Source organism: Methylobacterium aerolatum (assembly GCF_022179085.1).
Lineage (GTDB): Bacteria > Pseudomonadota > Alphaproteobacteria > Rhizobiales > Beijerinckiaceae > Methylobacterium > Methylobacterium aerolatum.
Window position 1 is genome coordinate 129,828 of the sequence record NZ_BPQE01000005.1, and the last position, 21,244, is coordinate 151,071.

Annotated in this window: 11 protein-coding genes; 10 read left to right on the forward strand and 1 reads right to left on the reverse strand. The window is 66.6% G+C overall.

Annotation, left to right across the window (positions count from 1 at the left end; genetic code table 11):
• Positions 1–412 precede the first annotated feature (412 nt).
• The 7 genes from MFF06_RS04545 (at position 413) to MFF06_RS04575 (ending at position 17,187) form a co-directional block, all read left to right on the forward strand.
• A complete protein-coding gene (locus tag MFF06_RS04545) occupies positions 413–6,550 on the forward strand; it encodes a DUF3320 domain-containing protein (protein ID WP_238201824.1) in 6,138 nt (2,045 codons plus the stop codon).
• 368 nt (positions 6,551–6,918) lie between these two features.
• Positions 6,919–7,251 (forward strand): hypothetical protein, encoded by a 333-nt coding sequence (locus MFF06_RS04550; protein ID WP_238201825.1) that lies wholly within the window; start codon positions 6,919–6,921, stop codon positions 7,249–7,251.
• 167 nt (positions 7,252–7,418) lie between these two features.
• Positions 7,419–9,482, forward strand: a complete 2,064-nt coding sequence (locus MFF06_RS04555) for an AAA family ATPase (RefSeq protein ID WP_238201826.1) — start codon at positions 7,419–7,421, stop codon at positions 9,480–9,482.
• 1,579 nt (positions 9,483–11,061) lie between these two features.
• Positions 11,062–11,634 (forward strand): hypothetical protein, encoded by a 573-nt coding sequence (locus tag MFF06_RS04560; protein WP_238201827.1) that lies wholly within the window; start codon positions 11,062–11,064, stop codon positions 11,632–11,634.
• Positions 11,635–11,714: 80 nt separating this feature from the next.
• Positions 11,715–13,916: a TnsB C-terminal domain-containing protein gene (locus MFF06_RS04565; protein ID WP_238201828.1), complete on the forward strand. Its 2,202-nt coding sequence runs from the start codon at positions 11,715–11,717 to the stop codon at positions 13,914–13,916.
• Positions 13,916–14,974, forward strand: a complete 1,059-nt coding sequence (locus tag MFF06_RS04570; protein WP_238201829.1) for an AAA family ATPase — start codon at positions 13,916–13,918, stop codon at positions 14,972–14,974. Before MFF06_RS04565 ends, MFF06_RS04570 begins: the two co-directional genes overlap by 1 nt.
• A complete protein-coding gene (locus MFF06_RS04575) occupies positions 14,971–17,187 on the forward strand; it encodes a TniQ family protein (protein WP_238201830.1) in 2,217 nt (738 codons plus the stop codon). The genes MFF06_RS04570 and MFF06_RS04575 overlap by 4 nt, the downstream gene beginning before the upstream one ends.
• A 938-nt stretch (positions 17,188–18,125) precedes the next feature.
• Here the strand turns inward: MFF06_RS04575 and MFF06_RS04580 are convergent.
• Positions 18,126–18,695, reverse strand: coding sequence for a sigma-70 family RNA polymerase sigma factor (locus tag MFF06_RS04580; RefSeq protein WP_238201831.1), 570 nt, complete (start codon positions 18,693–18,695; stop codon positions 18,126–18,128).
• A gap of 307 nt (positions 18,696–19,002) precedes the next feature.
• Here MFF06_RS04580 and MFF06_RS04585 point away from each other — a divergent pair, with 307 nt between their 5' ends.
• The 3 genes from MFF06_RS04585 to MFF06_RS04595 all read left to right on the forward strand — a co-directional run.
• A complete protein-coding gene (locus MFF06_RS04585; protein WP_238201832.1) occupies positions 19,003–20,466 on the forward strand; it encodes a helix-turn-helix transcriptional regulator in 1,464 nt (487 codons plus the stop codon).
• A gap of 93 nt (positions 20,467–20,559) precedes the next feature.
• Positions 20,560–20,733: a CsbD family protein gene (locus MFF06_RS04590; protein ID WP_238201833.1), complete on the forward strand. Its 174-nt coding sequence runs from the start codon at positions 20,560–20,562 to the stop codon at positions 20,731–20,733.
• Positions 20,734–20,795: 62 nt separating this feature from the next.
• Positions 20,796–21,244, forward strand: a 449-nt coding sequence (locus MFF06_RS04595; protein ID WP_238201834.1) for a CsbD family protein, incomplete at its 3' end; no start/stop codon positions are given.

The window sequence follows — 21,244 nt, forward strand, 5'->3', positions numbered from 1 at the left end:
AGCATGCATCGGATGATCGGCGGCGTATACCTCAACGACACGCCGCGGAATGGCACGCCCCTACCTTCAATCCGGGATAGCCGAGCTTGAACGGATCTTCGAGGCATCTCGTGGCGACCGCCGGGTCCTGACCAAACTCCAAGCGGAGTTGAGGTTGAGGAAGACCGATCGGTCGGATCGCCTCCGAACGCTGGTTGACCGGGCTATCGTGCTCAACGCAGGGACCGAAAAGGGGAGCTCCGGCGATACAACCGGACCATTGAGCAACACGGCCAAAAAACACGCACAGGTGGATCTTCCGCTCGAATCCCCCGGGAGTGTAGGCTGCGGGGAAGTGCCGGGTAGCGAGGGGACCGGGACGCTTGCGGGTGTGGCGGCGCCGAGCGCGCCTTGGGGAACCGGCCGGGGTACGATGCCGACGAACGGGGACGAGGACCACCTCAAGCTCAGCTACGAGAAGCTTCGCGAGAAGCTGCTCGACATGGGCCTCAGGAACCCGATGCTGAGCTACAAGCATCGTCCGACGTCCAAGCGCCAGCTCCAGATCATCGACGAGGTGCCCGAGGCGATCTTCGATCTCCTGGCCGACGGAACCTCGCTTGAGATCGTGCCCCTCCCGGAACCCGACGACGTCCCGCCGGACGAGAAGACCGACGAGTTCGTCTCCGCCCTCTCGTACGCGAAGGCCACGGAGACGGAATACCTGGAGGCCATCGAGGCCATCGAGGCCGAGGGCGGCGAGAATGCCGAGGCAGAGCTCGCCAAGGCGGAGAGGGCTCTCCGCAACCGGCTGCGTGCCCAGTTCGACCTTCCGCCGCTTGAGAAACCCAAGGCGGTCGATCCTGTCCAGCACGCTCGCACCCTGGGGTTCGACCCGTCCTTCGACCTTCAGGCGAAGGCGACGGAGGACAAGCACCGCGACAAGCGCCTGCAGACCCTGAAATTCCCCAAGCCGCTCGACGCAATCCTGGAGAAGATCCGGAGCGACGCTCGCCTGGCCGAGCAGGAGACCGGGCTCTCCACGCTGTTCCTGGTCTTCGGTTTCCTCGAATGGAGCGAGCAGGACAGCGACACCAAGCTCCTTGCCCCCCTCCTGCTGCTGCCGGTCCAACTCGTGAAAACGAGCCGCCACGGCAGGACGGTCTATGAGGTTTCGGCCACGACGACGGTGGCCGAGGGCAACCTCAGCCTCATGAAGCGCGTGCACCGTGACCGGGGCATCACCCTGCCCGAACCCGAGACCGACGTGGAGAACTCCCTGTCGGTCGAGGCCTACTTCCGGAAGGTGAGCGACGTCATCGCGGACCAGAGGGGGTGGCGCGTCCGCCGACTGATGACGCTCGGGCACTTCATGTTCGGTCGGTTCGCCATGTACGCGGACCTCGACCCCCTCCGTTGGAAGCAACATCCGACCGAGACGGACCTCGTGGGTTCGGTCATGCGGGGGATCGAGCACGGCCAGGGAGACGGACCGCTGTTCGGCGAGCGCGAGGATCACCGCATCGACGATCCCGCGGTGGCGGCCAAGGCGCCTGTCCTCATCCAAGACGCCGACGCGTCACAGCACAGCGCGCTCGTGGATGCGATGGACCGCAAGAACCTCGTGATCCAGGGTCCTCCCGGCACCGGGAAGTCCCAGACCATCACGAACCTGATCGCCAACGCCCTCATGGATGGCAGAACGGTTCTGTTCCTCGCCGAAAAGCAGGCAGCCCTGGACGTCGTCAGGCGGCGGCTCGACAACGCGGGCCTCGGTCAGTTCTGCCTCGAACTCCATTCCGACAAGGCGTCGCCGAAGGCGACCATCGCGCGGCTGAAGGAACGGGTCGAGCTGACTTCGGATCGGGCTGTTCGGGCAGGTGGCGGAATGGATGCCGCGCTGATTGATGCCCGTGACGCTGTCTCGAAATACGCGGCGGCGCTTAACGCGGAGACACCTGACGGGAAGACGCCGTTCGGGCTGATGTGGCAGGCGCTGAAGGCCAGGAGCGACATCGGTGAGGCCCTCGACGCCTTCAACGGCATCCAAATTCCTCAGGCGGCCACAGACAGGCTGCATGAGATCTCCGGCGCGCAGACACAGATCGGGCTCTACGCGGAAATCGCGACGGACTTCGTGACGGGTTTCGGACCACCCGAGCGTTCGGCGTGGTCGTCACTTGAGTTTGGTCCGGAAGTGACCCCGGGCACCGCAGGCCTTCTGGTTGGCGATCTGCGCGACCTGCGCGATCTTACCGGCGCGGTCGAGACGTATCTCACCACGGTTTCGGACCTCGGTCTTGTCGATATCGCGGGCTTCCGCAGGATGACGGCTGCCGTGGGCTCCCTTCCCGGGGACGTCCCGGATCACGGGGTGCTGACCAAGCTGCGTGCGCAGGCATCCGAGACGGTCACTGGCCATCTTCGTGACGTCGAACATGTGCTGGAACTCGACCGGCGTGCGGCCGAGGCCTCCCTACCGGGCGGCTCCGATGATGCGCTACTGGATGCCGTCGACGCCTTGGTGGCCGTCCTGGGGCGGGACAGGCGTGCGTCGAGCGAGATCATCGCCGAGGCAGAACGGACACTGGAGGCGGGCGGCGCGGCTCAAGAGGCGCTCGACGCGGCCACTCCTCTCATGGAGGTCCTGGGGCTCCGAGCCAACCTCCCGTGCGAGGGGCTCCGCGCGGCCATGGTGGCGGCCTACGCCGTGGCGAGGTTGCCCATCGAACTCCGGACCTGGTTCGCATGGCGCCCGAACGGCAACCTCGCCACCGCGCTCGCGGAGTGGCGGTCACTGAACGCTAACGAGGAAATATGGCGCGGGACCTTCGGTGCCGTGCGCGGCGACTGGCCGGACCAGGCGCTCCTGCGTGACGTCGCAGCCCATCTTCGGAAGGGCTGGTTATCGCGCAGCTTCTCTTCCTCCGGGAACAAGGCCGCCGTCGCCAGCCTGGCGGCCCAACTCGGCCTGCCGGAACTGACGGCGGCCAATGCTGACGCGCTCGAAGAGCTGGCCAAGCACGTAGACGCGGTTCGTGGCTTCTCGGCGAGGGGCGATCAGGCGGCGATGTGGGGTGCCCGTTGGGCAGGCCTCCATACCCCCTTCGAGCCTGCTGCCAAGGGGCAGGAGGTTCGCGGCATCACCCTGACCCACCTTGCCAACTGCGTGTGCGGCGCTGAGGTGGCCGAGCGCGTTGGGATGCTGGACGAGGACGCGCTCGGTCGGCTCGCTGCCATTGCTCCAGGTCTGGAACCAATAAGGCGCCTTCCCGAGGTTGCCTTCCCCGCTATGGGCAACGCATGCGATCAGGCACGGCGAGAGTTGCCTGCCAAGCGCGCGAAAGCCGACCGCATTCTCGCGGCCGACCCGGCGCATCGCCTCCGCGACCTGACCATCCCGTTGGAGCGCCTGGCTGTCGCGGTAGGGGTGGAGCGGGAACGTCGGGCTGCCCGGCGGCGCCTGAGCGAGGGTCGCCTAAGCGTCGCGCATGATGCAGCGTCGCTCGACAAGGCGCGTGTCGCGTGGCGCTGGTTCGAGGCAGTCGAGGCGTCGCCGGACCTTCAGTCCGTTCGCGAAGGACTGCTTGGTGCCGACGCTGGCGAAATCAGGTCCCGCCTGAGGGAGAGGCTCGAAAATGGGACCCGTCTGGCAGACAGGCTAGAGGAGGCTCACCGCGACCTGCGAGGCCGGTATGGCGTCCGCGGGCTGCCTATGGATCCGCCCGGGACTCTGCGGGAATGCCTGGACGGAGTGGTCAACCGGCAGGACGAACTGTCCGCGCTGGTGGACTTGCGCCGGCAGCGGCATGAACTCGACCGATTAGGGCTCCTGCCCTTCGTCGTGCGGGCTTCGGAGCGGGGCTTGTCCGCCGACGCGCTCCCCGGTCTGTTCGAAGGCCTTCTGGCTCGACGGCGGGCGGAGAACTTCCGTCAGCGGGACGAAGTGTTGGCCAGGGCGGTCGGCAGCCGCATCCAGGCCCAACGCAGGACCTTCATCGACGCCGACAAGAGAAAGATCGAGAACGACCGGCGGGCCGTGCGGGAGCGATTGTTGGCCCGGCACGCGCTTCCCGGCTCGGCCCAGGGCAAGAAGTCGACATGGACGGAAGGCGCCCTTCTCCGCAATGAGATGGGCAAGCAGCAGAAGTTCGTGCCCGTCCGAGACTTGATAAGGCGTGCCTCGGAAAGCCTGCAGCAGCTCACGCCCTGCTTCATGATGTCCCCGCTCTCCCTCGCTAAATTCCTACCGAGGGGGCAGGTCCGCTTCGACCTGCTCGTCATCGACGAGGCTTCGCAGATGAAGCCTGAGGATGCCCTTGGCGGCATGCTGCGGGCGAAGCAGGTCGTGGTCGTTGGGGACCAGAAGCAGCTCCCGCCCTCGGAATTCTTCAACCGGTCCGTCGGCTCCGACAGTTCGGATGGGGATGACGAGGTCGAGGACATCGACGATGAGTCGATCCTGGAATCGTGCGCGAAGACGTTCCGGGAGACACGCCTCCTCAAGTGGCACTACCGGAGCCGGTGCGAGAGCCTGATCGCCTTCTCGAACCGCGAGTTCTACGACGACAAGCTCATCACCTTCCCCTCGGCGGCGCCTCGCTCGTTCTCGGTGGAATTGATCCGGCTGAAGGGGCGTTACGAGGCCAGCCGCAATCCCATTGAGGCCCAGGCCGTCGCCGAGGAAGCGATCCTGTTCATGCGGCACCATGCCGAGGAGCCAGTTGCGCCCTCCCTGGGCGTCGTGGCCGTGAACAGCGAGCAGCGTGACCTGATCGACGAGGAGATCCAGCGCCTCGCGACAGAGGACGAATTGGTCCAGCGCTTCCAGGAACGTGTGGCGGAGCGAGGCGAGCCGTTCTTCGTCAAGAACCTGGAGAACGTCCAGGGCGACGAGCGCGACTTCATCTTTGTCTCGATGACCTACGGACCGAAGGAGCCGGGCGGACCCGTGATGCAGCGGTTCGGGCCCATCAACGGCAAGCATGGCCACCGCCGCCTCAACGTCCTGTTCACCCGGGCCCGCCTCCGCATCGCGCTGTTCGCCTCCTTTGGGTCCGTCGACGTCAAGCCATCTGACACGAGCCCGGATGGCCTGCGCGTGCTCAAGCGGTACTTCGAGTATGCGGAGCGGCGGGGCTATGCCGAGGTCGATCCCGAGGGTCGAGCCGACAGCGATTTCGAGGTTGAGGTGGCTCGCCGCCTTCAGAGGGAAGGCTTCCAGGTCGATCATCAGGTCGGCGTGTCGGGCTTCCGGATCGATCTCGGGATCCGTCATCCTGACTACCCGGAGAGGTTCATCGCCGGCGTCGAGTGCGATGGGGCTCGGTACCACTCCAGCAAGAGCGCGCGCGACCGGGACCGCCTCCGTGAGGAGGTGCTAACGGGCCTGGGCTGGAACATCCTGCGCGTGTGGTCGACAGATTGGTTCGACAACCCCGACCTGCACACCGGGAACCTCGTGAAACGCCTGCGCGAGCTTCAAGCTGCGCCCGCCCAGGCTCCGCACGGATACAAGCTGGCCACCAGCTTCCTGTCGGCGGTTGAGCCTGAGGAACCGGCGGCCAACGACGACGTGACCGAGGGTGTTGAGCCGGTCGATCCATCTGCCGAGCCAGAACCAAGGCAGGCCATTGCCGCCGACCCTGATCCGGTAGTCGTCGAGCCGGCGGCATCCTTCCTCGCCGGCGATGGCCCACTGAATGAGGAGGAGCTTCGCAGCGCCCTCCGGGAATTCAGGGACACGGTGATCGCACGGCAGATGCCCAATTGGGAGCCGCACAGGTCCATCCTGCGCGAACCGATGGTCGAGACGTTCGTCGCGCAGAAGCTCGACGATCCCGATCACTGGTTCCTGAAGGTCCCTGGGTTCCAGCGGAGCGGCACGGACCCCGTCGAGAAGAGGCTCCATCTGGATGCCATCTGCGATCTCGTCGCGAGGTTGTCGGAACGCGATCCTGGCCGGACCAAGCCGGTGACGAGGGATGCGCCCCCTCGCGACACGGGTGGTTTGGCCCCTCAGCAGGTCACACACCATACGGTCAGTCGGACTGGCGGCCCTTACGCTGTGGCTAAGGTGGAAGACAGCGGATTCATCCCGAACCAGGACAGGTTCTACGATCCGGAATACCAAGGCCCCCTCCGGCGGATGGTGGCTTACGTCATCGAGGTCGAAGGGCCGATCTACGCCAAGCTGCTGATAGACAGGATTGCCCGGGCTCACAGGTTTGACCGGAGCGGCGGCAGGATCGTCGAGAAGGTCCTCGCTGCAGTCAGTAAGCCTTGTTCTGTGACGGAGGACGACGGTCGAAAGCTGATCTGGCCCGGCCAACCGCAGCCCATGGTTCCCTTCCGAAAATCCGCCGGTCAGGAACGTGCCCTCGAAGATGTTCCGGTCGTTGAGTTGGCAAGCATCGCGGCACCTCTCGTCGCGCGTGGGATCCCGGACGAGGAGATACTGGTCCGCATGAGGGATCAGTTCGCACTCGGAAAACTTCGAGAGGCTACACGCCAGCGGTTCCAGGCCGCGGTGGAAACCTGTCGCAGGCAGCGCTTGGAGGCGGCGGAGTAAGCTGTCCTCGAAGACTTGCGAAATTAACCTTGCCTTCGCTTATCCACCCGTCTTCTTTTGGGAGGCCTTGCGAAGGCAGGGCTTGAGGTTCAGTTGAGACCTCATGTTCGCGCAGACCAAATGCACGGCGCTCCGGGCGGGGATCCCCGCACCGGCCCACGCCGATTCGTCCCGAGGATAGCCACGCGCGCCCGGGAAGCCCTTTGAAGGTTCGCTCCCGATGACGACCACGTTCCGGAAAACCGCTGTCTCGTAGGCCAGCCCCCCTGGCCGCCCCCGTCCGGGCGCCTTCGCGCCTGTCCGACATCCTCCTGGGCTGACCCGCCGCCATCGATTGCGGCCGGCTGCCCCGTGCGGAGGCAGCCCTCATGAACGATGCCCTGAAGCCTCCCGGCAGGCTGTGTGACGCCTGTGCGGGCTCCGCCCTGACCAGGCCACCTTCGCACACGGAGGATCCCGCCCGCCACGTAGGCGAACTCTTCCGCCGGCTGACCCTCGCGAGCGAGACGTACCCGGGCGAGGCGTTCACCCGCATCGTCACGGCGATGCTCGTCGCCATGGGGCGGGCCTGCCTGATGGAGGCCGAGGCGCAAGCCCTTTGGCTCCGAGAACGCGCCGAGCCAGGCCAGCCGGGGATCAGGGTCAGCGCGACCGCCCGCCGGGTGGATTTCGACGCCTGGGATCCGGGCGATCCCGCGTAGCCCACTCCGATCAGGATCTGCCCGATGCCCTACCGCTTCCACGTCAAACCGAAACCGTGCGCCTGCCGCCTGACAGCGGCCGGCACCCCTCTGACCAAATCCGAGACACCCCCCGGGGTCTGACCGGCGCAAAGGATGCGCGCGGCGGCCTTGCGATGGAGGCCGCCATGAACAGTTCGAAGAAGTCAGTCGCCAGGCGCATCGCTTCCTTGGCCCGCGCCGGACGCAAGACCCAACCTGCGCGCCAAAAGGAGACCGCCGATCCGCAAGGAGTGCCGGCGGATGACCTGACTGCAGCACAGCAGTACCTTCTCGATGGCGACGAGGATCATTCCAACGTCGAGCCAATGAGCGGGGCGCTCACCAGTCCCAATGCGAGCTTGGCCAAGGCCATGCTCGCCGCGGCGCTCAGCGGCCCGGCTTTCCGAAGGATGACGACGGCGCCGCGCCTGTCGGTGCTCATCGAGGCTCCCAGTCAATCGTGGGTCCAGCCGCTTCGCCAAGCCGTCGCGGCCGCGGGCACATGGGATAAGGTGGACGCCCGTGATGTCGTCAGCCGTCCCAGGCTTCGTGCCGATGAGGGCGAGGCCGAGCTCGTCAAGCTGATGGCGACGGGAAGCCGTATTGCTGTCGTATCATGGCTGCCGGAACGCTACGTCTCCCGCGCCTTCATCGACGGCGCCGACATGCGGGTCCGCCTCGGACACCCGACGAACGAGGTCCTACGATCGGTGATCCGGCAGGCCACCGGCCGGCGTCCGCGCCGGATGCCGGCAAGCGTCCAGGGACTGGATTACCCGGACTATCTTGCGGCCATCCGTGTCGGCGACCGGGCCGCCAACTGCGTGGCAAGGCTGGAGGCAACGGCGAGGGCCCGGATGGCCCCGGCTGCCAACTTGGAAGACGTGCCGTTGGTGTGTGACCTGGTCGGCTACGGCGAAGCGGGGTCGTGGGCGCTGCAGGTCGTTGCCAGCGTGGAGGCCTGGCGCCGTGGCGAGGGAATTTGGCCCGCCGGGACCCTCAATGCCTGCCTCGCCAGCCGACCTGGGCTCGGCAAGACAACGCTGTTGAGGAGCCTTGGCAAGTCCTGCGGCTTGCCAGTCGTCACGACATCGGTCGCCGGGTGGTTCGCGGGATCCGGGTATCTCGATGACGTGCTGCGCCGCATGCAGGCTGACCTTCTGCGGGCGTCTGCTTCGGCTCCATGCATCCTTTATTTTGACGAGGCCGACGCTCTTCCTTCGAGATCCGGCGGGGACGACCGTCATTCCTCGTATTGGATGCCGATCCTGGGGGCACTTCTGTCCTTCACGGACGGCCTCGGCCTCGAAGGGGCCGATGCGTCCCGGATCATCATCGTGGCGGCAACCAACGCCCCTGACCGCATCGACCCGGCGATGCTCCGCCCCGGTCGCCTCGGTCGCGTGATCCGCATCGCGCCGCCCGACGCCGAGGCGTTGGAGGGGATACTTCGCCAGCATCTGGGCGATGACCTCGCTAACGAAGATCTCTCCGGGGTGGTGTCGCTCGGGCTCGGATCGACGGGAGCCGAAGCTAGAAGCTGGGTCGAGAGCGCCCGACTGAAGGCACGGCTCGACGGCCGCCCCATGCGGGTCGAGGACCTCGTGCGTGAGGTGGCGCCCGCCGACGCCAGGTCGGACAAGGCGATCTGGCGATGCGCCGCCCACGAGGCGGGTCACGCCGTTTGCATGCACTACGCGGACGGCCATCGCGTGCGCCGGATCAGCATCGTCTCCAACGGTCAGGCTGGAGGGCATACGATCTCGACGCCGGTAGATGGGGCGACCATGTCGCCGAAGGACATCTCCGCCGTGCTCGTGGGACTGCTCGGCGGGCGGGCGGCCGAGGATGCCCTCGGTCTTGGGCTATCCAGCGGCGCTCATCACGACCTCGGCGAGGCCACTTCCCTGGCAGCAGCCAAGACCGCCAGTTTCGGGATGGGAGGTCAGTTGGTGAGGCTCGCACCGATGGACCGGGCAAGCGGCCTTCTCGACCGAAATGAGGACCTGCGTCTTGCGGTCGAGGTCGACCTGCAGGCCGCCTATGCAGAAGCCCTTGGTATCGTGCGCCAACATCAATCCCTTGTCGAAGGACTAGCCCGTCTGCTGGTCGCCCAGCGCGTTGTGGACGAGACGACCTTCTACAGGCTCGTCGAAGCCCATGATCGCGCGCTCGCCGGTGCCGTGCAGGAGGGCCCGCGTCATGGATGAGGCAGTCCTCGCCATGCTGGGCACGCTGTCAGAAATCGAACGCGAGCTCGGGAGGCCGGTATACGATAGCGCCGTTGAGCGGGCACGATTGGCCATCGCCGCCGAGGTTATGGTGGAGGCTGAACGGCGAGCCTTGAGCGTGCGCCGCCAATCGGACCCAATCCGGGCGAGGCTGAAGCTCCAGCCTGGCTTGCGAGACGGCAACGTCGTGCATCTTCGGCATCTTAACGGGGTGCCCAGCGATACGTCCGGGGGGCCCGATGCGACGGGCTGACGAGCGCCTGCGTGGACAGCGACACGCGAATCAAAACCGTCCCCACGACCCTGGACTCGGTCGCCGCGACCAGGGTCGAGGTCGTTCTGTCCATCGGGAGGACGCATCAGTCGGTGCGACCCGTTGGCACAGCGATGCCGCCCTCGTCGGTCCCGTTCCCGGCCGTGACGGGCCGGGCACGATCTACGGGATGACCTCCACGCGCCATCCCGATGGGGTCGCGCTGACCCGCTCCGAGTGCCTGGGCGGGGTCGAATTCCGGTCGGGTTCGAGGCCAAGCATCAATGCTCTGATCCTTGCGCGAGGCGTTCCCTGGCCGAGCGACGAGGCGACCTGTGCTACCCCCGGAGCGCTATCCATCCGGCGTCCGCGGCGGCTCGATCCGACCACAGCGCAATCCTTGCGCCGTGGTAGAAGCGTTATCTCGATCCACGCACCCTGGCCCACAATCGAGCCGGCAATCCTGCAGGATCGACTGAGCAATCCAGCGCGCCGAGCGCACTTCAGGATAACGTCGGCTAACCTTCGAAACTGGCCGTCGACGCGGCCGCACAGGCTGTCGCTCGCCGCTCCCATGCAACGGCACCCTAAACCTTGGAGCGATCACTGGCTGGCGCCGCCTCTCGATGAGGCCGTCACGTCGAAGATCGCGCCCGCATCTGCCGTGGCTGACCCCATGGTGTGGCCTGACGCGATGCCCGTTCAGCCGTCCCCGCAAGCATCTGCACGACTCGATGCAGGCCGGGGCTCCGACGAGCGCCCCCTTCCATCCCGCGATCGACGCGGCTTACGTTCGCATGCGTGGGGCCGGGATCGATCCGGCCGAGCCGGCCCGGCCCGTCCGGGCACACGGAGATGACCTGATGCTGAAACCGCTGCCCTAGCGAAAAGGGCGCCCCCAGATCGCTCCAGGGACGCCCTTCTTCATCGAGTTCCGCCAACGCCGGCAAGCACGTCGGAACTCGCCAGTCCCACAAGCCGTGGACCTACGGCGATCGTGCACAACAGCAACCGGATGGCAAGCCATCCGGAACGATCCCGTTTGGCCGCGGCACCCGAAACCGGGTGACCACGATGCGTACTTCCGACGACACCCTGAATGCCGCTGGCATCGGCGATGAGCGGCCCACCGCCTCGTCGAAGGCTCCCACGCGCCCCCGTTCGCGAGTGAACAGGGTCGCTCTCGGCCTTACAGCCGGCGCGAAGCCAGTGCGCCGGATCAAGGCGAAGACCAAGCGTATTTCCCGTCCCGGGCAGTTCGCAACGAGCAATACGTTCGTCCGCGAGCCCATCCGCACGGAGAGCGTGCTGGAGATGGACGGCCTCGCCCATGTCGAGACGAACCCTCGCTACATTCGGGTCGCCCCGCAGCCCCATCGTCTGACCTTCCACGTCGATGGGCCGGACGGCTCGACGAGGGTCGACACGTACGTGCCCGATCTCGCGGTGCTCACCGTCGAAGGCAATGTCGTCGTCGTCGATTTCAAGTGGAGTTGGCTGAGGTCGCTGCCCGAATGGGCGGAGGTCGAGCCGGTCATCCGTGAGGCCTACCGGGTCGATCACGGCGCGCATTTCGTGGTCCTGACCGAGGAGCACATCCACGTCGAGCCGCGGCGGACGAACGTCGCCATCATGCTGCTGCACCGGGCGCCGGCGGAGAACGCCCCCGCCGTGACGGCGGTGCGCGGCGCCATCGGTCGCGTGGGACTGCCCAGCACCATCGGCGCCATCCGTGCCGCTTCTGGCCTCAGCACAGACGGCGTCCGGGACCCCGCATTCTCCGCCCTGATGGAGCTCGCCATGGACGGCGAGATCAGCCTCGACATGAGCCACCTCTTCGACGACCGGACCATCGTCCGAGATGGGCCCGTCGTGTGATGTCGGGCCGACTGAGCCTTCCCAGCCTCGACGCACTGTTGGACCTGCGCCCCGATGACGGCCCGGCTTACGAGCTCCGCGTGGGCGACATCGTCTCGCTCGGTGGGGCGGACGATGGCGTCCGGCTCGTTGAGTTCGAGCGAGCGATCCCCGGCAGGCCGGCCACTTCCAGGCGTCCTGCCGGGCCGCGGATTCTGCGCTTTTCCGAGATCCCGAGCGGTGCCCAGGTCTTCCTCACCGACAGCGAGATCGCCTTCCTGCAGAAGGAAGGCCGGTTTCGCTTCGAGCTTCTCAACGAGGACCCGGACCGGCCGCGTCGGGAAAGGCCGACGAACCTCGGCCTAACCGAAGAGGAGTCGCGCTACGCCGATTGCCACTTGGACTACGTTGTCGCCTGCTACGGGATGCCTGGCGGCTACAAGAAGTCCCGACCGAAGCTCCGTCCCATTATCAAGGAGGTGGCCGAAAGACGGGGAGAGAAGCCGCCCAGTCCGTCCACGGTCATGCGTCAGGTCGAGAAGTGGCTAGTCGGCGGGGACGTCCTGGGCAAGGCGGCCCTTATTCGGAAGCGGCGCTACGCCAACACCCAGCAGCCATGGGCGCCCAAGCTGCTGGCGGCGATGAGGTCCTGCACCTACCGCGCACTCTTGTTGCCGAAGGGCAGCGCGAGCGACGTGCTGGCCCTGCTGCGCATCTGGGCGGACGAGAACTACCCGGATGGCAACGTCGCGCTCCCGAGCCTTCGCACGATGGAGCGCGAGCTCGCAAAGGTCGACAAGTATATCAAGGACTATCTCCGCAAGGGTGGAGGCAAGGCCGGACGCGCGAATGCCGCCTACTACGAGAGGCCGCTCCCCGCGCTGCCCATGGAAGAGGTCGAGGTCGACCACACGACTTTCGACGTCCAGCTGATCGACGACCAGTCGGACATCGTCTTCGGTCGTCCGGACGTCATCACGATCCGCTGTCGCCGGACCGGCATGGTCCTCGGGCTCGGGATCGGGTGGGAGATGCCGAGCTTCGCATCGTTCATCGAGGCCGTCCGCCACGCGATGTACGAGAAGGATTTGAGCGCCTTCCCATCCGTAAAGACCGGCTGGCCTTGCCGAGGCCGCTGGCGCCGGATGTTCGTCGACAATGCGATGCATTTCTTGGGCGTCAGCATCGCCCACGCCGCCAACGAGTTGCGGTTCGAGGTCGTTGAGCTGCGGCCCGGCGAGCCCTGGATGAAGGGCGCCCAAGAGAGGCTGTTCGGCATCCTGAATAGCAGGGTCGCCCACGCCGTCCCAGGCACCACCCTCTCGAACACCGCCGAGCGCCGGGAGCACGAGGAGGCGCTCGAACCGCCGGCCCTGACCCTGCGCGAGTTCGAGGCCTTCCTCGTCACGTACATCTGCGACGAGCACCATTGGGCGCCCCATACGGGATTGGGACCGCTCCGTACGCTTCCCGATGTCCCGATCCGGCTCTGGCGGCAGGAGATCGGCAAGGTCAAGATCCGGGACCTGCCGCACCCCGACACCTTCGCGTCCCTGGCCGGCGACGTCGACCACCGCACCGTCCAGCACTACGGAATCGACTGGGATTACATCAGGTACCAATCCGATGAGTTGATCCCCATCCTCACGCACCCCAAGCACAAGCCGGGCAAGGGTAAGCACAAGGGCACCCTGTACCGTGTCACCCGCGACCCGAAGGATCTGTCGCGGATCTGGGTTTTCGACCCCTACCGGAAGCTCTCGATTGAGGTTCCGGCGGTCCGCCAAGATTACGCCGCTGGCCTGACGCAGCACCAGCACGCGGTAATCATCGCACACCACCTCCGTACGGTCCGACAGTTCGTGGACATCGACGGCCTCCTGCGGACCCGCGGGCAGATGCTCGTCGAGATCGAGCGTTTGCGGAAGCGGCGCAACGTGCAGGGCATCGAACGGAAGCTGGCCCGCTTCCTCGGGCAGCAGAAGGCCAAGCGCATCCGGAGCAGGGTCACGCCTGCGAACGACAGCGCCACGGCCAGCGCCGAGCCCCTGGATATCGAGGATCCTTCCTTCGTGAAGGCCCCGGAAGTCCGGTCGCCGCAAGCCTCGAACCTGAACCGCCGCATGCGGGAGAACCCGGAGCGCGTGCGTCAGGTCGAGGCCGAGCCCGGCCGCCCCCCGAAGAAGATCGCGCGCATGCCCAAGAAGGACGCGGCTCAGGCGGCAGTCAAGGCGCCTCCCTCAACATCGAGCTCAGACCTCGACGCGATCCGAAACACCAATTCTGACTGGGACGACGTGTGATGAAGGCAATCACAAACTTCAACGATACGAAGCTGACTGGCGCGGAGCGGGCACGGGTGTCCCAACTACCGCCCGTCGACCGTCAGGCCCTCGTGGCGTCGGTCCTGGTCCGGTACCCAAGCTACAAGGATGCCTATGGCTTCGTCAGCGCGTTCCACAGGCCGGTAATCGGGGGGACCCACGACAAGGGCAACCTTGGCGCGCTCTTAGGCGAGAGCAGGGCCGGAAAGTCTTTTCTCCTACAGGACTACGCTTCTTCGTTCCCATCCGAGCGAGGCGACAGGGCGATGACCCGGCCGGTCGTGTACATCGAGATCAAGAACGAGATGACGCCGCACGACGTCGCCTCCTACCTTCACTACGCGCTGGGCTACCGATCCATCCCGAAGGTCAAGACCCAGGTCTTGATGGATATGGCCATCGAGGCCCTGCCGGATCATCGCGTAGAACTGATCATCCTCGACGACATCGATAATAGCTTGTCGAGCCCCCGCACCGGGTACATCAAGAAGACGATGGGGTTCATCAAGGGTCTGCTCGACAGCGGGACCTGCAACGTGCTGTGTTCGGGCCGTATGGGTCTGTACGGTATCCTGGCCGGGGCCGAGCAGATCGAGGGCCGGGGCGGCCTCCCTAACGCGGTGCTCCGCCCTTACCGCTGGAGGATCCCCAGCGAGCGCGAGAAGGTTCGCCTCCTCCTCGACGGGATCGACAACCGGCTCCCTTTTCGGACGAAGTCGGGTCTCGCTTCCATTGAGCGGGCGGCCCACTTCTACGACCTGTCCGGCGGCCTAATCGGCCGCATGATGAACATCATCACGGCTGCCTCCTACGAGGCCATCAACGAAGCTGCGGACCAGATCGAAGACAAGCATCTGATCTATGCCGCCAAGCTGCGGATGCCCCCAGGGGCGAAGTTCGTGCACTTCCAAGACCGGATCGACCCCGAGCGTGTCGACCTCGACGAGGACGAAGGCGACGACGCTCAGTCGGACTTCGTAGCCGAGCAGACCCAGAAGCGCATGTTCGACAAGAAGCGCCCGAGGAAGCGGTCGTGACCCGGGAAAGGCCGCTGCGCCGCCACCTCATCCAGCGCTGGCACGAGCCCGGAGAACATGAGCCCGCGACGGCGTATTTCTCGCGGCTCGCCGGACACAACTTGCAGATCAGCGCGCGCGTCCTCGCGACCGACATGGGCTTCGACGGCCGGGAGATGACGCCGGCCGACTGCCTGGATGCCGTGTCCCATCTCGACATCGCTGGCATGCAGGCCCTCGTCCATGCGACGCCGGTCGTAAAGGCCAGGACCGTCCGGCTGCTGGGCGTCGAGGTCCGGCGCCGGCATTGGTCCGAGGCGCCCAGGGTCTGCCCCGGCTGCCTGGCGGAGAGCCCGCACCACCGCACGTATCACAGCCTTCTTGCCTTCACGGTGTGCCCCCACCACGGCTGTGAGATCGTGGGCGGCCTCGATGGCCCGCTGGCATGGTGGCATCCCCATCTCGACCGGGCGCCCGACGGCACGATGATCGCCCGACCGCTGCCCCGCCTCCAATCGCCGCTCATCTCCTTCGAGGCGTGGCTGCTGGGCTGCCTCGGCGTCGACGAGCCGCTCGACGTCCCGCTCCTTGCCGATGTCCCCATCTTGATGGCCATCGACACCGTGGAGTTCCTCGGCAGGGCGAGCCTGGGCGGATGGCGCGTCGCTGCACCAAGGATCGGCGCCCCCGGCTTCGCGCGGAAGGATGTCGTTCGGGCGGGATTCGATGTCCTGTCAGGCGGTCCTGACGCGCTCGATAGGCTCTTCGATCAGGTCGCCTTGGAAAGCGAAAATCGAATCGGCGCGGGCGGGAGCCAGTGGGGTGCGGGGCATGCCTATGGCTGGCTCTACAAGGCCATCTTCTTCACCCGGAACCAGCCCTACCAGCTTGAAGCCATCCGCACCGCTGCAGCGCGGGTCGCGCGCCGACGGGGTGCCTTCGCCCGATCCGCCACCACCTTGGAAGGGGTCGATGAGAAGGTCCCCTTCCTTCACCAGGACGAGGTCGCCCGGGCGTGCGGTCTCCACTCTCGCTTCGTCCGCCCCATCTCCGAGCGCCTCGGGATCCGGCCCCTCCCGTCTCGCGACCGCTTCGTGAGGTACGACGCGTCCACAGTGCCGGCGATGCAGGAGGCTCTGGCGAGTTGCGTGCCGAGGGCGGACGCCGCCCGGATCCTCGGACTTCGGACGACCGAACTCGATGCCCTCGCACGGCAGGGGCTGATCACGCCGCTCTGCAGGCTTGGCGGTCCTACCGTGGCGAGCGACAGGTACAGGCGGGAGGAGGTCGAAGCGCTCCTCCCAGACGAGGACCTGACGGTCGTTGAAAGCGGCACGGATGGCCTGATGAGCCTGTCCGAGTACGCCGATTCCACCCGCCAGTGGCGCCCGGAGGTCATCGCGCTCTGGAAGACCGGCACCGTCCGTCCCGTTGGTCGGGATCCTGACCAAACGGGCCTAGCGGCGCTGCTGTTCGAGCCACCCGCCGTGGGGTCCTCCGGATCTGGCCCGCAACCCCTTTCCGAGCCCGGTGGCCGGATGCGCCGCCAGACGACCCGCCCCGGTCTCACTCGATGCGACGCCGCGGCCCTGATCGGGGTCAACATGGCGACCCTTGGCGGTCTCGTCGACGACGGATACCTCCGAACCCTGACGCCGGAGGAGAGCGGGACGACCCGCGAGCGCATCGACGAGCAATCCCTTCAGCGCGTCATCACCACCTACGCGCCTGCCGTCGCGTACGCCGACGTTCTGGACTGTGGGCGGACAGATGCGGTCCGGAGGCTGAGGGACCTCGGGGTCGACATCCTGGTGAAGAAGCCAGGGAGCGAGGGCCTTATGGCTATGGTGATGCGGTCGCAGGTCACTCGCGCGCTCGGTCTCGTGCGCGACCCACTGGCCCAACCCTCGACCGGTTGGTCCACCTTTTGGACGGCCTTCGGAGACCATCTGGTCGCGCGCTCATCCGTCTTCAGGCTCGCCAGGATCCCCAACGGGCCGGAGGTCCGCATGCGCAGCGGTGACCGCCGCACGGTGATAGCCATCGACATGGGCTGTGACGGACGCGCAGTGATTACCCTGGAAAAGGGCCCGAGCGCCCCGGCCGAGAGACGCGTCGAACGAAGCGGGTTTGCGCACCGCGATACGACGTCGTGGCAGACCTGGTTCGAGTGGCTGGAGACTGCAGGCTACCGGATGCGGATGGCTGGCGCCCATACCGACGCCGCCGCCTGACAGCGCAGAGCCAAGCACTGAGATCCGGGTGGGTATCCATGCCGAGGAGAGCGGCTACGGTTGCCCGGCCGCACTCCTTCTGGAACCCCTCTTACGCGTAGATCATGTTCCAAATAGCTTGTCGCAAGGCTGCGGTTGTTCCAAACAGCCTGTCGTTTTGTTCCAGACTGCTGTCGCCGAAGGCGGGGCTCACAGAGGGAAGAGCAGCGACTTGTGTTCCAACTAGCTTGTCGCCCTACAACTTCCTCGCTAAATAGTTCACAGCGCTGCCAAATCGGCAACACCGTGCAATGTCCGGTCATCGATCGGGGCACTCACAACCGCTGTGCGCAGGGCACTGATCAGCGTCAGGGCGATCCTTAGCGTCTCTGCGACTGAGTCATAGCAGTCCGGGCAAGCACCAAGCCTCGAAGCGATCCGGTGCCATGGGTAGCTCTGCCGGCACTCCCGCTGAGAAGGCGACAGGCAGAACATCTTGTCCTGCCGTCAGCTCATCAAACCGGTTCAATGGCCTGCCGACGCAGGTCTCGTCATCCTCGCATCCGTCGCGTCGCCGTCGCTCCGCGCGACGGCGGCGAGGGATGCGATCCGAGACGAAACGAGACCTCCCCGCCTTTCTCCACGGTGGCCGCCGGGAGAGGCCGTTTGAGAACAGTGCTCGCGCTTGGAGGGGCTCGCCCTCGGACGGGTAGGCGGCGCAACGGGCCGGGCGCGCGCCTGGCGTGGCGCAGGCGCCCGGCCTCGCGGCCATCCCGGACGCTGATCGGATGGAACGCCCGGTACGACCTCGGAAACGGTGTCGAAGACCCGGACCGTCCCGGACCTCCGTCGAACGTGATATAAGCGGGCTGCGCCCCCGCTCACAGAGACGGCTCTACCGGTATCGGCCGGTTCTTCGCCGTGGGCGCGGGGCCATGGGCCGACCGGGGGGCCGCGGGTCAGCCGATACCGAGGTCGGCGGCGAGACGGTCGCGGGCGCGGCTGACCCGGCTTTTCACCGTGCCCGCAGGGCAGCCGATCAGCATCGCGGCGGCCTCGTAGGTCAGGTCCTCCACCGCCACCAGGAGAAGGGCCTCCCTCTGACTCGGCTCCAGCCTATCGAGGGCCTCCTGGACGTCCCGGACATCGAGGCGATGCTCCTGGTCCGCCAGGCACGCGAGCCCCGCCGCGTAGGAACCCTCGGGATCCGGGACCTCCCGGCGGTACTTCCGGCGACAATTGACGTGCCCGTTGCGCATGATCGTGAACAGCCACGCCTTCAGGCTCGTGCCCGGCTTGAAGCTGGTCCGATGCTCCCAGGCCTTGAGCAGGGTGAACTGCACCAAGTCCTCGCTCTCCACCGCATCCCGGGTCACCGACAGGGCGAACCGGCGCAGGTCCGGCAGGACGCCGACGAGATCCGCGCCGAAGCGCCGCTCCGCCCGGGTCTCCGCCGCATCCAGCGCCTGCGAGAGGCGGCGCAGGACGAGGCCGAGGGGCGACGCCTCATCGACCTCCGGAACGTCCAACGAGAAACTCGGAAGGTCTCGCCCCAGGTCGCCGCCGCCGTACGAGATGACGGCGTCGTGAACTGCGGGCGAACGCAAGTGTTCGACACGATGCGACACGATACTACGCTCACCGATGACTGTGTGCATGCCCGGGACCGGCATCGGCCTGGCGGACTAGCTGCGCCTCATTTTTGGTCGCGCACCGCGCCGTCAATGATACGTGCGTACCAGGATCATAACATAAATTTTTGGAACCGACTTGCGCGCAACCTGTTTGTGGGTCGCTGCCGTACGGGCAGCGGTCGCACGAAGGAGGGTGTGGGCCGTGACGGCGGGCGTCGACAGGCATGAACTCCGGCAGATCATCGCCGGCCTGAGCGAGGGCGTAATCCTGGTCGAACCCGACCAGACCATCGCCTATGCCAACGAGGCCGCGCTGGCCATGCACGGCGCCGGCAGCCTCGACGAGCTCGGTCCCACCGTGGACGATTACCGCGAGCGCTTCTGCCTGCGCTACCGCAACCACGTCACCCCGAACCAGTACCCGATCGAGCGGGTGGTGGCGGGCGAGCAATTCCACGACGTGGTCGTGGAGGTCCGCCGGGCCGACAAGCCCGAGATGGACTTCGTGCACTCCCTGCGCAGCCTCGTGGCCACCGACCGGGAAGGCAAACCGAGCTGCCTCGCCCTCATCCTGAAGGACGTCACCGACCAGTTCGAGGCCGAGGACCGCTTCGAAGCGACCTTCAACGCCAATCCCGCCCCGGCGGTGATCACCCGCCTGTCGGACCTGCGCCACGTGAAGGTGAATGCCGGCTTTTTGGAGATGACCGGTTTCACCCGCGACGCCGTGATCGGCCGCAGCGTCTACGAGGTCGATGTCCTGGCCGAGGCGCGCAACCGCGACCTCGCGGTCAGCCGCCTGAAGGAGGGCGGGACCATCCCGCAGATGGAGGCGTGCCTGCGCCTGCCCGACGGCGGCAGCCGCTTCGTCATCGTGGCGGGCCAACCGATCGAGCTGGGCGAGGAGCCCTGCATGCTCTTCACCTTCGCCGACCTCGAACTGCGCCGGAAGGCCGAGACCGCGCTCCGCCAGAGCGAGGCGCGCTTCGCCAAGGCTTTCCGCCTCACCCCCGTGCCGACCGTGCTGGCGCGGGGCAAGGATCTCCATGTCACCGGCATCAACGAAGCCTTCACCCGCGTCTTCGGCCTCGGCGAAGACACGGTGATCGGGCGCAACCTCGACGAGGCCGGGCTGTGGGTGAACGAGCGGCAGCGCGAGGCCGTCGAGGCCGCGCTCGAGCGACAGGGCTACGTCCTCGGCGTCGAGGTCTGCCTGCGCCACGAGAGCGGGGCGAACCTCGATTGCCTCGTCTCGGCCGAGCGCATCGAGATCGAGGACGATCCCTTCGTCCTGCTGGTGATGCAGGACATCACCGACCGGAAGCACACGGAGCGCGAGTTGTTCGACGCCATCGAGACGGTGATGGCGGACACCTCGTGGTTCAGCCGCGGCCTCATCGAGAAGCTCGCCAACCTGCGCCGCCCGGACGTCACCCGGTCGGACGCCCTGGCGCTCAACCTCACGATGCGCGAGCGGCAGATCCTCAACCTGATCTGCTCCGGCCTCGACGACGAAGCCATCGCCCGCAAGCTCGACTTGTCGCGCAACACCGTGCGCAACCACGGTGCCGCCCTCTACCGCAAGCTCGGCGTCCACAAGCGCAGCGAGGCAGTGGTCTGGGGCCGGGAGAACGGATTTCCCCTGCAATCCGGCGAGATAAAATAACTATCCTACCAGTATAATACACCCATTGATTTTGGAGTTCGCGAAATCATCTCCCCGGCGGTGCATGGTTTCCTCGAACGGTACGGAGTTCCCATGGCCGAAGACAAGAATTCGACTTCGACCGAGCATCTCAAGGGCTCGGTCAAGGAAGCCCTCGGCAAGCTCACGGGCGATTCCCGGATCGAGGCCGAGGGACGTCGGCAGAAGCGTGAGGCCCACGCCGCCGAGACCGCCCGCACCAAGCCGACCGGCTCGGCGCGGGACTGACGATTTCCCCTCACGGGGCCCCGCGGACGGGACGCCCCTTTCCCACACACCAGGAGAACGACATGGTCGATACGGATCGGATCACGGGTGCCGCCAAGGAGCTTGGCGGCAAGGTCCAGAGCACGGTGGGTGACCTCACCGGCTCGAAGCGGGACTCGGTCGAGGGCCGCGCCCGCGAGGCGGCCGGCTCGGCGGAAAACCTGTACGGCCAGGCCAAGGACACGGTGCGCGACGCGGCCGAGCAGGTCGCCGACACCGCCCGCGACATCGGCGGCAGGATCCGCGACACGGTCGGCGGCCTCGTCGGCTCGGACGACCTTGAAGGCCGTGCCCGCCGCGCGCAAGGCGCCGCCGAGGATCACTTCGACCGGGCCCGCCGCTCCGTCCGCCGCGCGGCGGACGACGCCGCCGACTACGCCCGGGACACCTACGAGGACGCCTACGACCGCAGCTCCCGTGCCCTGCGCCACGGCAACGGCGGCGTGGTCGGCCAAGTCGCCGAATACCCCAT

What these genes read in the sequence shown, in the direction of transcription:
- MFF06_RS04555 (WP_238201826.1), top strand. Translation starts at nt 7,419, where the DNA reads ATGAACAGTTCGAAGAAGTCAGTCGCCAGGCGCATCGCTTCCTTGGCC.
- MFF06_RS04590 (WP_238201833.1), top strand. Translation starts at nt 20,560, where the DNA reads ATGGCCGAAGACAAGAATTCGACTTCGACCGAGCATCTCAAGGGCTCG.
- MFF06_RS04550 (WP_238201825.1), top strand. Translation starts at nt 6,919, where the DNA reads ATGAACGATGCCCTGAAGCCTCCCGGCAGGCTGTGTGACGCCTGTGCG.
- MFF06_RS04570 (WP_238201829.1), top strand. Translation starts at nt 13,916, where the DNA reads ATGAAGGCAATCACAAACTTCAACGATACGAAGCTGACTGGCGCGGAG.
- MFF06_RS04545 (WP_238201824.1), top strand. Translation starts at nt 413, where the DNA reads ATGCCGACGAACGGGGACGAGGACCACCTCAAGCTCAGCTACGAGAAG.